11 protein-coding genes and 4 tRNA genes are annotated in these 13,013 nt (G+C 52.6%); 12 read left to right on the top strand and 3 right to left on the bottom strand.

The annotated features are described in order from the left end of the window. Nucleotides 1-5 precede the first annotated feature (5 nt). Nucleotides 6-665, bottom strand: coding sequence for an amino acid ABC transporter permease (locus ACL2XJ_RS01230; protein WP_132926198.1), 660 nt, complete (start codon nt 663-665; stop codon nt 6-8). A 27-nt stretch (nt 666-692) separates the two neighbouring features. Further along, complete coding sequence (locus ACL2XJ_RS01225) at nt 693-1,463, bottom strand: amino acid ABC transporter substrate-binding protein (RefSeq protein ID WP_413725411.1); 771 nt, start codon at nt 1,461-1,463, stop codon at nt 693-695. Nucleotides 1,464-1,869: 406 nt separating this feature from the next. Between ACL2XJ_RS01225 and pncC the strand changes: the two genes are divergently transcribed. The 12 genes from pncC (at nt 1,870) to luxS (ending at nt 11,640) form a co-directional block, all read left to right on the top strand. After that, the gene (pncC, locus tag ACL2XJ_RS01220) at nt 1,870-2,358 is read left to right on the top strand and encodes a nicotinamide-nucleotide amidase (protein WP_132926202.1); all 489 of its coding nucleotides are present in this window, start codon (nt 1,870-1,872) and stop codon (nt 2,356-2,358) included. Between the two features lie 238 nt (nt 2,359-2,596). Next, entirely contained in the window at nt 2,597-3,667 is a 1,071-nt protein-coding gene (gene recA, locus ACL2XJ_RS01215; protein WP_132926204.1) for a recombinase RecA, read from the top strand. Nucleotides 3,668-3,717: 50 nt separating this feature from the next. After that, a complete protein-coding gene (locus tag ACL2XJ_RS01210; RefSeq protein WP_413725410.1) occupies nt 3,718-4,257 on the top strand; it encodes a regulatory protein RecX in 540 nt (179 codons plus the stop codon). A gap of 202 nt (nt 4,258-4,459) precedes the next feature. Further along, the gene (gene alaS, locus ACL2XJ_RS01205; protein ID WP_413725409.1) at nt 4,460-7,087 is read left to right on the top strand and encodes an alanine--tRNA ligase; all 2,628 of its coding nucleotides are present in this window, start codon (nt 4,460-4,462) and stop codon (nt 7,085-7,087) included. A 250-nt stretch (nt 7,088-7,337) separates the two neighbouring features. Continuing rightward, the gene (csrA, locus tag ACL2XJ_RS01200) at nt 7,338-7,523 is read left to right on the top strand and encodes a carbon storage regulator CsrA (protein ID WP_132926210.1); all 186 of its coding nucleotides are present in this window, start codon (nt 7,338-7,340) and stop codon (nt 7,521-7,523) included. 263 nt (nt 7,524-7,786) lie between these two features. After that, nucleotides 7,787-7,879, top strand: a tRNA-Ser gene (locus tag ACL2XJ_RS01195). A 9-nt stretch (nt 7,880-7,888) separates the two neighbouring features. After that, nucleotides 7,889-7,965, top strand: a tRNA-Arg gene (locus tag ACL2XJ_RS01190). 160 nt (nt 7,966-8,125) lie between these two features. Further along, nucleotides 8,126-8,202: transfer RNA gene (locus ACL2XJ_RS01185), tRNA-Arg, on the top strand. A 159-nt stretch (nt 8,203-8,361) separates the two neighbouring features. After that, a tRNA-Arg gene (locus tag ACL2XJ_RS01180) sits at nt 8,362-8,438 on the top strand. A 201-nt stretch (nt 8,439-8,639) separates the two neighbouring features. Then, a complete protein-coding gene (gene yqaB / locus ACL2XJ_RS01175) occupies nt 8,640-9,206 on the top strand; it encodes a fructose-1-phosphate/6-phosphogluconate phosphatase (protein WP_132928018.1) in 567 nt (188 codons plus the stop codon). Nucleotides 9,207-9,400: 194 nt separating this feature from the next. Continuing rightward, the gene (gene gshA / locus ACL2XJ_RS01170; protein WP_413725408.1) at nt 9,401-10,963 is read left to right on the top strand and encodes a glutamate--cysteine ligase; all 1,563 of its coding nucleotides are present in this window, start codon (nt 9,401-9,403) and stop codon (nt 10,961-10,963) included. A 161-nt stretch (nt 10,964-11,124) separates the two neighbouring features. After that, on the top strand, nt 11,125-11,640 hold the full coding sequence (gene luxS, locus ACL2XJ_RS01165) for an S-ribosylhomocysteine lyase (RefSeq protein ID WP_203524815.1): 516 nt from the start codon (nt 11,125-11,127) through the stop codon (nt 11,638-11,640). A gap of 59 nt (nt 11,641-11,699) precedes the next feature. Here the strand turns inward: luxS and ACL2XJ_RS01160 are convergent, their stop codons facing one another. Next, nucleotides 11,700-12,992 carry an HlyC/CorC family transporter gene (locus ACL2XJ_RS01160; protein WP_132926214.1) on the bottom strand — a complete coding sequence of 431 codons (1,293 nt, stop codon included), beginning with the start codon at nt 12,990-12,992 and terminating at the stop codon, nt 11,700-11,702. Nucleotides 12,993-13,013: the final 21 nt, after the last annotated feature.

Here is a 13,013-nt window from a genome sequence, read left to right as displayed (position 1 = left end):
GTGCGTCATTCGTAACGGCGGAAATAGATTTCCAGCTTGGTTTGCAACTTGCCCAGTACCGTACAGAACATTAGATAGATAAACGCCGCTTCAATATACAAAATGAGCGGTTCATAGGTGACGGATACGATGCGCTGGGCCGCCAGAAACATTTCCGGTACCGTAATCACCGCAGCCAGGGAGGTATCCTTGATAAGCGAGATAAACGAATTGGCCAGCGGCGGCAACGAGACAAATACCGACTGGGGCAATATAACCCGCCGCATGGCCTGCGGACTGCTCATGCCGATGGAATATGCCGCCTCCCATTGTACCTTCGGCACCGAAATGATGGCGCCGCGGATAATCTCCGAGCTGTAGGCGCCCACGTTAAGGATAAAACCTATTAATGCGGCCGGGAAGGCGTCCAGCGTGATGCCTGCGCTGGGCAAACCGTAAAAGATAACGAACAGCTGTACCAGCAAGGGGGTGCCGCGAATCACCCAAACATAAAAGTCCGCTATTCCTTTAAACGGCTGTGGGCCATACAGCCGGATCAGCGCCACCACAAAAGCCAGCGCCAATCCTCCGATAAAGGAAAGAACCGCCAGCGGCAGGGTAAACATCACTCCGGCTGTAAATAACCGCCAAAAGGAGTCCAACATCAGTTGAAGCCAGGATGGCATCGGCAAGAACTCCTGAATGTTAAAAAATTACTTGGAGATATCCTGTCCGAAATAACGGATAGAAATAGTTTTATAGGTGCCGTCCGCTTTCACTTCATCCAATGCGGTATTCAATGCTTTCACCAACTCCGGCTGATCTTTGCGGATCAGGATGCCTGAAGGCGCGTTTGCATCCTGGGATGCCACCACTTTCAGCGGCGCGTCAGGTTTGTGCTTTTTGAAATCGAGATAGGATAGGTTGTCGTTAAGGGTCGCCGCGGCGCGTTTGCTTAAGACCAAATCCAAAGATTGATTGAATCCGTCAGTGGGCACCAGTTCGGCGCCGTATTTGGTCGCCAGCTGTGAAAAATTACTGGTTAGACTTTGTGCCGCCTTTTGCCCCTTTAAATCGGCAAAATCTTTGATGGTGGTATTATCGTCACGGGTAATCAGAACCACTTTTGAATCGATATAGGGTTTGGAGAAATCAAATTTAGCCTGGCGCTCCGGTGTTATTCCCACTTCGTTGATAACCGCGTCATACCGCTTTGCGCTCAGTCCGGCGATAAGCCCGTCCCAGCGGCCCTCGATAAACTTGGCCTTAACCCCGAGCTTGGCGGCAACGGCACGTCCCAAATCAACGTCGAACCCCACCAGATTATTATTGCTGTCGTGAAAGGTATAAGGGGCGTAAGTTCCTTCGGTACCGAAACTAATGGTGCCCGCGGCCTTGATTGCCGCCAGTCCGTCTTCCGCCTGGGCCTGCAGCGCGGTAAAAAACAGGGACCCGGTTACCAGAGCTAATGTGATTTTTTTCATCGTTATTCCTGAAAGTGACAGTGGAAAAGACGCAAGAGGCGCCTTATATGTCGGAGAATGCTAATCCACTTTGTATTTTGCAATAAATTCCATTAAGTCATTAGAAAGCACATTAAATTATAACGGATATTTTGGAAAGAACGATAGTGCATCAGCCCTGGAGAGACAAGCGAAAAATCGATTTTGCCAATCCGTGGTCCGGCCCGGCTATAATAGACCTGCGAGCCCCGTTTATCCATTCGCCCATTGCCGTTGCGGCCGGCTGTCGCCGAAGCCGCTATGCTGTTTGTCGGATGCCGGAGCCCGAGGTAAAAATTGGAATGCGCCTTGCACTAATTCAATAAAAACGTTACGGGAGCCTGCGAGTGCATTCCCGTTGGCCTATTTCACATCAGGATGGGGTATTATGAAAGACGACGAACTTTTTCAACTGAGCGCCCGCCTCGGGGCGGCCCTGAAAGAGAAGGGCAAGTTTATTACCTGTGCCGAATCCTGTACCGGCGGTTGGATAGCCAAGACCATTACCGATACGTCAGGCAGCGCCGGCTGGTTCGATCGCGGTTTTGTGACTTACGGGAACCAGGCAAAATCGGATATGCTGGGGGTCAAGGCCAGTACGCTGGAGCACCATGGGGCGGTGAGCGACCCGGTGGTGCTGGAGATGGCGCAGGGAGCGCTGGCGGCGGCGGGGGCTGATTACGCCGTGGCGGTCAGCGGCATTGCCGGGCCGGACGGCGGGACGATTGAAAAACCGGTGGGCACGGTGTGGTTCGGGTTTGCCGCGCGGCATCGCGCGCCGTTTTCCCAACTGATGCATTTTGACGGCGGCCGGGATGACGTCCGCAGACAGGCGGTTCACTTTGCCCTGAAAACCCTGTTGGACACATTTTTCTGAAAAACACTTGATACTGTATGATTGTACAGTATAATTGGCAACACTAGCGGTATGTGCCCAATGGCTTTCAAGTTGCAGCAAGGCGGCAAGGCGGCAAGGCTGAGAACCCCCGGGAGCTTGGTAACCAAGTGACTGGGGGGGTGGGCGCGGCCAACGCCGCTGCAACTTGAAAGATGACGGGCATAGATGTTTGGCGAAAGAGGGTGGCGATGTCGCTCCCCGCTTGATAGGAGTTGAAATGGCTATTGATGAGAATAAACAAAAGGCGTTGGCGGCGGCATTAAGCCAGATTGAAAAACAATTTGGCAAAGGCTCGATCATGCGTCTCGGTGAAGATCGGTCAATGGATGTCGAGACGATCTCCACAGGTTCTCTTTCCCTTGATATTGCGCTGGGCGCAGGCGGTTTGCCCATGGGGCGCATAGTTGAAATCTATGGGCCGGAATCCTCGGGTAAAACAACGCTGACCCTGATGGTCATCGCCTCCGCGCAGCGCGAAGGTAAAACATGCGCATTTATCGATGCCGAGCATGCCCTGGATCCCATCTATGCCAAAAAATTGGGTGTGGATATCGATAACCTGCTGTGTTCACAGCCGGACACCGGTGAACAGGCCCTGGAAATTTGTGATGCATTAACCCGCTCCGGCGCGGTGGATGTCATTATCGTCGACTCCGTCGCGGCGCTGACGCCGAAAGCGGAAATCGAAGGTGAAATCGGCGATTCCCATATGGGACTGGCGGCGCGCATGATGAGCCAGGCCATGCGTAAACTGGCGGGCAATCTCAAAAACGCCAATACCCTGCTGATCTTTATCAACCAGATCCGTATGAAAATCGGCGTTATGTTCGGGAATCCCGAAACCACTACCGGCGGTAACGCCCTGAAGTTTTACGCGTCAGTACGCCTTGATATCCGCCGCATCGGCTCCATCAAAGAGGGCGAAGTGGTGGTGGGTAGCGAGACGCGCGTGAAAGTGGTGAAAAACAAGGTAGCCGCGCCCTTTAAACAGGCTGAATTCCAGATTCTTTATGGGGAAGGCATCAACGTCCACGGCGAATTGGTCGATCTGGGCGTCAAGCATAAGCTGATTGAAAAAGCCGGCGCCTGGTACAGTTACAACGGCGAAAAAATCGGCCAAGGCAAGTCCAACGCCTGCGTCTTCCTCAAAGAACGCCCCGAGATTGCCGCCGAGCTGGATAAAAAATTGCGGGATATGTTATTGCACAATACCACTGACGCCGGTTTTGCCGGTGAGAGCGAAAGTTTTGATGAAAGCACCGCCAATGAAAGCAGTGAGGAAATGTAAGCTTTGCATGCCGGGAAAGCGCTCTTTTTCGGCGAGTGAAGGTTAACGCCATGGCCGCGTTGCTCGATCGTGCACTACATATACTTTCAATGCGGGATCACAGCGAAGCCGAGCTGCGGCGCAAGCTGGCGATGCAGCCGCCTGCGCAAGGGCGGCGATGGAGTCGTCGTCCGTCCGCAGCGGCGGTAGATCCCACGGTAAAAGAAGACATTGAAAAGGAAGTCGATGCAAAAGAACGTATGGCTGAAATCTCTGAAGCCGAGCTTGAGGCCGCCATCGACTACTGTCGCCAAAATGATTGGCTGAACGATAGCCGCTTTGCCTTAAGGTATGTTAGCAGCCGCAGTAAAAAGGGGTATGGCGAACAAAAAATTCGCATGGAGCTTATCCAAAAGGGAATAGACCGGGACACCATTGATACCGCCTTTAGCGAGGCGGGTATTGATCGATCTGCGCAGGCCCAGGCAGTGGCATGGAAAAAATTCGGGCAACCTCTTTCCACCGATCGCCTGGTAAAAATCAAAGTGCAGCGTTATCTTCTTTCCCGCGGTTTTTCTTTTGAAGAAATACAATCAATCTATACCCAGTAGATTTCAGGTTGCAGCCAACATTGCTGCAACCCTAAAGATGATGGGTATAATAAATTTATAAATTGGTTGCGATGGGATTTTACTTCGCATCAAAGAAAATTTATCTTATTCCCACTTTTGAGTTCGTGAACGCTACTGTAGCGCCCTAATACTGCGCTATTCTGTTTTCGATCCGTTTGTTTAGCTTGATTCCGGGACAACTATGAGCAAGAGCACCGCTGAGATCCGTCAAGCGTTTCTCGATTTTTTCCATAGCAAAGGACACCAGGTAGTCGCAAGTAGCTCCCTGGTGCCTGATAACGATCCGACATTATTGTTCACCAATGCCGGCATGAACCAGTTCAAAGACGTTTTCCTCGGTCTGGATAAACGCCAGTACCAGCGCGCCACCACGTCGCAGCGCTGCGTTCGCGCCGGCGGTAAGCATAACGACCTGGAAAATGTCGGTTATACCGCCCGTCATCATACCTTCTTTGAAATGCTGGGCAATTTCAGCTTCGGCGACTATTTCAAACAGGACGCCATCAGTTTTGCCTGGGAGTTATTGACCGGCGAGCAGTGGTTTAACCTGCCGAAAGAAAAACTGTGGGTGACCGTGTATGAAACCGATGATGAAGCCTACAACATCTGGGCGCAGGAAGTGGGCGTGCCCCGTGAACGCATCATCAGGATCGGCGATAACAAAGGTAGCGCCTATGCCTCGGATAATTTCTGGCAGATGGGGGATACCGGCCCATGCGGTCCCTGCTCGGAAATCTTCTACGATCATGGCGAACATATCTGGGGCGGCCCTCCGGGAAGCCCGGAAGAAGACGGCGATCGTTATATTGAAATCTGGAATCTCGTTTTCATGCAGTTCAACCGGCAGTCGGACGGAACCATGCTGCCCCTGCCGAAACCCTCCGTGGATACCGGCATGGGATTGGAGCGCATCACCGCGGTATTGCAGCATGTGAATTCCAATTACGACATCGACCTGTTCCGCACGCTGATCGGCGAAGTGGCGAGCGTGACCGGCTGCACGGATCTTTCCAGTAAATCCCTGCGGGTGATTGCCGACCATATCCGGTCTTGCGCCTTCCTGGTGGCGGACGGCGTGGTGCCTTCCAACGAAGGTCGCGGTTATGTCCTGCGGCGCATCATCCGCCGGGCCGTGCGCCACGGCAATATGCTGGGCGCGCGGGAGACGTTTTTTTATAAGCTGGTGGGGCCGTTGATCGACGTGATGGGACCCGCCGCTGAAAGCATGAAGCGGCAACGCGCCATGGTTGAACAGGTGCTTCGCACGGAAGAAGAGCAGTTTGCCCGCACCCTGGAACGCGGCCTGGCCCTGCTGGATGAAGAGCTGGCCAAGCTTAAAGGCGATACGCTGGATGGGGAAACCGCTTTCCGTTTGTATGATACCTACGGGTTCCCCCTGGATCTCACCGCCGATGTTTGCCGCGAGCGGCAGTTAAAAGTGGATGAGGAAGGTTTTGAACGCGCCATGGATGAGCAGCGTCGCCGCGCCCGCGAATCCAGCGGGTTTGGTGCCGATTACAACAGCATGCTGCGGGTGGATGACGCCACACGATTCTTCGGTTACGAAGAGGTGCGGCATCAGGGTAAGGTTACCGCGCTGTTTCGTAACGGCCAGTCCGTGCCCGCGGTACAATCCGGCGAGGATGCCGTGGTGGTGCTGGATGAAACCCCCTTTTACGGCGAGTCCGGCGGTCAGGTGGGCGACAAGGGCGAGCTGAAAACGTCGCTGGGGCTGTTCAAGGTGAGCGACACGCAAAAATACGGCCAGGCCGTAGGCCACCTGGGGCAGCTCGTCTTCGGGGAATTGAAGGTCGGCGATCGGGTCGAGGCCAGCGTCGATGAAGAGCGGCGTAGCCGCATCCGTTTGAACCACTCGGCCACGCATTTGCTGCACGCCGCGCTGCGCCAGGTTTTGGGGGATCATGTGGCGCAAAAAGGGTCGTTGGTTAACGATCAGTACCTGCGCTTTGACTTCTCCCACCCGGAAGCCATGAAACCCGAGCAGATTCGCAGGGTGGAGGATATTGTGAATGAGCAGGTTCGCCGCAATCTTCCCATCCATACCGATATCATGGATCTGGAATCAGCACGCGCCACAGGCGCCATGGCGCTGTTCGGCGAGAAATATGATGCCAAGGTACGGGTGTTGACCATGGGGGACTTCTCCACCGAGCTGTGCGGCGGCATTCATGCTTCCCGCACCGGTGACATCGGGCTGTTCCGGATTTTGTCCGAATCCGGCACCGCCGCCGGCATCCGCCGTATCGAGGCGGTGACCGGGGAAGGCGCGCTGGCAACCGTGCATCAGCAGAGCGATATTGTCCGCGATCTCGCCCAGTTGGTGAAGGGCGACAGCCAGAACCTGTCCGATAAGGTAAAAGCCTTGCTGGAGCGTACCCGCCATTTGGAAAAAGAGCTGCAGCAGCTCAAAAGCCAACAGGCTGCCCAGGAGAGCTCCGCGCTGCGCGGTAACGTAAAATTGATTAACGGCGTCAAGGTGCTGGTGAGTAAACTGGACGGAGTGGATCCCAAAATGCTGCGTAACATGGTCGACGATTTGAAAAACCAGCTGGGTTCCGCGGTGATTGTCCTGGCGACCGTGGCGGATGATAAGGTCAGCTTGATTGCCGGTGTAACGAAAGATTTAACCGATCGTATCAAAGCCGGTGATCTTATCAGTCATCTGGCGGGTCAGGTCGGTGGTAAAGGCGGCGGACGGCCCGATATGGCCCAGGCCGGCGGCAGCGATGTCCAGGCTTTGCCCGCGGCATTGGCAGGCGTTGAAACTTTCTTGGCAGCCAAATTCTGAGCGCGATAAGAATACGTTATTATCAACGCCATAGCTTTCTGTTAAGTTATGGCGTTTGGATTCGTATTATTCCCGGGGTCAAAAGTTAGGCGCGAAGCTGGTCATATCGACTAAACTTATACCTGATGTTGAAAGTTGTCAGCCTGCTGGCATTTTATGTCACTAACATGACTTACGTTTTCACGGTATATGATGGATAATGGCGGGAAACTGAGAGACCCGACTCTTTTAATCTTTCAAGGAGCAAAGAATGCTTATTCTGACTCGTCGAGTTGGTGAAACCCTCATGATTGGCGATGAGGTAACGGTTACGGTTTTAGGAGTCAAGGGCAACCAGGTACGTATCGGTGTCAATGCGCCTAAAGAAGTTTCAGTTCACCGTGAAGAAATATACCAGCGTATTCAGGCTGAAAAGTCGCAACAGAACCCATTCTGATTTTCATGCGCCTTGCATTAGCGAGGCGTAGCAAATTATGTTTCGAAGTTTTCTAATTCATTTCTAAATATTCCTCAATTCAATCGCCCTTAAGCTGCTTTCAGCGGATTAAGGGCGGTTGTCCGCTATTGCGCTGTCAATGTGTTCAAGTTGCATGGGATTTAGGCAAACGCTTCACAGACGGGAAAAATTGTTTGACTTATCAGGCCGGGAAAGTAATATGTGCGCCACGCAGTGCCGATGAGCTTTAACACCGGCGCGTAGGTGAGGTGGCCGAGAGGCTGAAGGCGCTCCCCTGCTAAGGGAGTATACGGTCAAAAGCTGTATCGAGGGTTCGAATCCCTCCCTCACCGCCATTTATTAATGCATCCATAGCTCAGCTGGATAGAGTACTCGGCTACGAACCGAGCGGTCGGAGGTTCGAATCCTCCTGGATGCACCATTCACTGTTGGAATAGCGCCATCAGTGGTAAGTAGTGAATAAAATAATCGATGTTAGTTGTTACAATATCATTGTTTATTAGGAGATACATTGGATTATGCCGGCATCTTGCGGCAAGTAACAAAAGCGAACGCTTGGGTTATTATCCATCAAACACAATGCATCCATAGCTCAGCTGGATAGAGTACTCGGCTACGAACCGAGCGGTCGGAGGTTCGAATCCTCCTGGATGCACCATTTCCGCCCTGATTAATATCAGTATGAAAACGCTTGTTAATAACAATTAACGCTAATAGCTGAATATTGTTATTTATCAGCGAAAATACTTGATTCAAGCAGAGAGATACGGTTGCTCAGTAAAGCGGGCTCCGGGTTTTATCAACCACTCATCGTATTGCATCCATAGCTCAGCTGGATAGAGTACTCGGCTACGAACCGAGCGGTCGGAGGTTCGAATCCTCCTGGATGCACCATTTCGCTCTTATCTGCAAACCCTTTCAGCCGTGCGACTCAACCTTTTCCCATGATTCCCTGTGGCCGTAACGCGCTCGTTTCTCCGCAATTCCTCCAATGCCGCAGACAGCTTTCACTCCCGGGTTTCCCTCACGGAAAAAAAGACAATGTTATGACTTTGCGTTACAGTAAAGCCCTATTATGGGTATCAGGAAGCGATGATGTACGACCAATACGATGGGCTGATCTTTGATATGGACGGAACGCTGCTCGATACAGAGCCCACCCACCGCAAAGCCTGGCATCATGTCCTTAAGCAATACGGTATGCAGTACGATGAGTCTGCGATGGTATCGTTAAATGGATCGCCAACATGGCTTGTTGCTAAAACGATTATTGACTCTCATCATGCCGCTATGGATCCCTATATCTTAGCCAGTGAGAAAACCGCGGCAGTCAAGGCTATGTTATTGGAATATGTCAGGCCGCTGCCGCTGGTCTCGGTGGTAAAAGAGTACTATGGCAAACGTCCGATGGCGGTTGGCACCGGCAGCGAGCATAGCATGGCTGTGGCATTGCTCGAACATCTGGGGTTGCTGAGTTATTTTGTTGCGGTGGTGGGGGCGGATGACGTGAGCCATCATAAACCGCATCCTGAGACCTTTTTGCGCTGCGCCGAACTGATGGGTGTCGTTCCGGAAAAATGCGTCGTTTTTGAAGATGCCGATTTTGGAATTTTGGCCGCAAAATCCGCAGCAATGGCCTATGTTGATGTAAGGTGCCGTTAATCGTTAACCGCCAGTATTATTCTTGGCGAAACGGGCCTGCCCAGCCGAGGGTATTTCACTCGCGGCGACCCGGTATAGCACATTCGCACACATATGGGCCGGATGTTAAATGCGTTAATGATAACGATAGATAGCCATAAACGGGCAGATTCAATTATGCTAACCCAATTCAAATTTTTCCGCGGGAGGTCAATTTGATCCCGGACGTATCAAAAGCGCTTTCATGGCTGGAAGCCAACCCCCACGCATTAAAAGGTATTCGTCGGGGGGTCGAACGTGAAACGTTGCGTATTTCCGCCGATGGAAGTTTGGCGCAGACCCCGCATCCCGAATCCCTTGGTGCGGCGTTGACACATAAATGGATTACCACGGATTTTGCCGAGGCGCTGCTTGAATTTATTACGCCGGTAGATGACGATGTTGATCATCTATTAACATTTTTGCGGGATATTCACCGCCATGTGTCGCGCCATCTGGGTGACGAACGCATGTGGCCGCTGAGCATGCCCTGTTTTATCGATAGCTCACAGCCCATCGAGCTGGCGCAGTATGGCTCCTCCAACCAGGGCCGCTTCAAGACCCTGTATCGCGAAGGACTGAAAAATCGCTACGGCGCGTTAATGCAGGCCATTTCCGGCGTACATTACAATTTTTCGCTGCCCTTGGCATTCTGGCAGGCGCGCGCGGGCGTCAAAGACGAGATCGATGGAAAAGATGAAATTTCCGCCGGCTATCTGCGCTTGATCCGTAATTATTATCGCTTTGGCTGGATCATCCCGTACTTGTTCGGCGCGTCGCCGGCAATCTGCTCGTCATTTATTGACGGGCGCAAGACCAATTTGCCGTTTGAAAAAGCCGAATCCGGCATGATCTACCTGCCATACGCCACCTCGCTGCGGTTAAGCGACCTGGGGTATACCAGCAAGTCGCAAAGTCAATTGGGCATCACCTTTAACCGTTTGCCTGAATATATTACCGCCCTGAAACAAGCCATCAAGACTCCGTCCGCGGATTATCAGCGCATCGGCCTGAAGAAAAACGGGCAATATTTGCAGCTGAACACCAACGTCCTGCAAATTGAGAATGAACTTTACGCGCCAATCCGTCCCAAACGCATTACCCGGCCGGGGGAAACGCCTTCAAACGCCTTGCAGCGCGGCGGCATCGAGTATATCGAAGTTCGCTCCCTGGACATCAACCCCTTTTCCCCTATCGGTATCGATGAACAACAGTCGCGCTTCCTGGATCTTTTCCTGATATGGTGTACGTTGGCCGAGGCGCCGGAAATGAGTGCGCAAGAGCTGTTGTGCACCCGGACCAATTGGAATAGCGTCATTCTGGAAGGGCGTAAACCCGGCTTGATGCTAAGCGTTGATTGCGGCGCGGCGCAGATGCCGCTGGCGGACGTGGGCAAAGAATTGTTCAGGGATTTACGGCGCGTGGCGGAAATTCTCGACAGCAATAATCATAACCGGCTCTACCGCCAGGCCAGCGATAATCTGGTGGCGGCTTTCGACGATCCTGAACTGACGTTTTCCGCCCGGATATTAAAGGGCATGCGAGAGCATGGGATCGGAGGGCTGGGTATGAAGCTTGCCAATGATTACCGCCGGATGCTGTGCGACGAGCCGCTGGAAATCTTGACCGAAGAGGCGTTGGCGGCGGAACAGGCGCGTTCATGGCAGCGTCAGCGGGAACTTGAGGCGGCGGATACATTGAGTTTTGATGAATATCTGGCCAAACAGAACGGCGAGTAGATGATAAAGAAAAGGCCACAGAATATGTGGCCAAATAAACATCTCTGAAGACAGGGATGATGATAACAAATGCGCGTCTTTCATATATTCAGACTCGCGGCCAGTAAAAAAGTTTCCACGATCAGTAAAAAAATTAATTATTTTTTAGAGGAGGTGACGATATGCCACTGTTGGATAGCTTTACCGTAGACCACACCCGCATGGCGGCGCCAGCGGTTCGTGTTGCTAAGACCATGAAAACCCCCCATGGCGATACCATCACTGTCTTTGACTTGCGCTTTTGCCGACCAAATCTGGAGGTTATGCCTGAACGCGGCATTCACACTCTGGAACATTTATTTGCCGGTTTTATGCGTAATCATCTCAACGGCGACGGCGTGGAAATTGTCGATATTTCCCCTATGGGATGCCGCACCGGGTTTTATATGAGCCTGATCGGCGCACCGGATGAACTCCGGGTTGCCAAAGCATGGAAAGCCGCGATGGAAGATGTGCTGAAGGTAACCGATCAGAGAAAAATCCCTGAACTGAACGAATATCAATGCGGAACCTATCATATGCACTCCCTGCCGGAAGCGCAGGAAATAGCCCGGCATATTCTCGATAGCGACGTTCGGGTAAATCACAACGAAGAATTGGCTCTGCCGAAAGAAAAACTGGCGGAACTGCATATCTAAGTTAGCTAAAGCCCTTCTAGCGAAGGGCTTTTTTATAGGATGGTGTTTTATGCAGGGGGCTAAACGGCTTCTTCCACGCCCGCTTTAAACGCTTTGAGGGGGGTGATGCGCACCTGCTTGATCATATTGTCCTGTACCGCCAGAATCTCTATCTGGTAATTGCCTATCTGGGTGTGTGTGCCCACTTCCGGAATATCCTGCAACGCCTCCAGCAGCATACCGTTCACCGTGCGCGCCTCTTCCTCGGGCAGCGTCCAGTTAAAGGCCTTGTTCAATTCGCGGATATTGGCGCCGCCTTCAATCAATACCGAGCCGTCGCTTTGCGGGATAACTTCTTCCGCCAGGGTCGGCGACATGGAGGTGGTGAAATCGCCGACGATTTCTTCAAGAATATCTTCCACCGTCACCAGACCCTGTATATCTCCGTATTCATCGACAATCAGCCCGACCTTTTCCTTATTGCGCTGGAATTTGACCAGTTGAATATTCAGCGGCGTGCCTTCGGGGATGTAGTATATTTCATCGGCGGCGCGCAGCAGGTTTTCCTTGGTGAACTCCTGCTTTTCCGTCATCAGGCGGTAGGCTTCGCGCACCCTCAGCATACCGATGGCGTCGTCAAGATTATCCCGGTAGAGCACGATGCGTCCATGGGGCGAATGGGTAAGCTGGCGAATGATGGAGCGCCATTCATCGTTAACATTGATGCCGACTATTTCATTGCGCGGGACCATAATGTCGCCGACGCTGACCTTTTCCAGATCCAGCACTGAAATCAGCATGTCCTGATTGCGGCGGGAGATAAGCGAGCGGGATTCGTTCACGATGGAACGCAGCTCGTCTTTGCTTAAGGCATCATTCAGATTGGAAGGGACTTTTATGCCCATGATGCGCATCAGGATGCGGGTGATAATATTGAGCAGCCACACCAGCGGCAGCATGATTTTTTGCAGCGGCACCAGCAGCAGGCTGCTGGGCAGCGCGATTTGTTCGGGATAGAGCGCCGCCACCGTTTTCGGCAGCACTTCGGCGAACAGCAGGATCACAAACGTCAGGACACCGGTGGAAATCGCCACGCCGATATCGCCATAGAGCCGCATACCGATAATGGTCGCCAACGCCGATGCGAGAATATTCACCAGGTTATTGCCGATCAGCACCAGGCTCAGCAGACGATCGGTGCGGCGCAGTAATTTTTCCACCCGACGGGCGCCGCGGTTGCCCTGTTTGGCCAGGTGGCGCAGACGATAACGATTGAGGGTCATCATCCCGGTTTCCGAACCGGAAAAATAGGCGGACACCAGTACCATAATGACTAATATTATTATCAGTGTACTGGTTGAAACATGTTCCAACGTGGAAATTCCTTATAGGCG

The sequence above is a fragment of the Sodalis sp. RH16 genome, from assembly GCF_047324245.1.
GTDB lineage: Bacteria > Pseudomonadota > Gammaproteobacteria > Enterobacterales > Enterobacteriaceae > Acerihabitans > Acerihabitans ligni.
The sequence above is the reverse complement of the archived record's forward strand: the minus strand, read 5'-3'. Positions and strand labels throughout refer to the sequence as shown.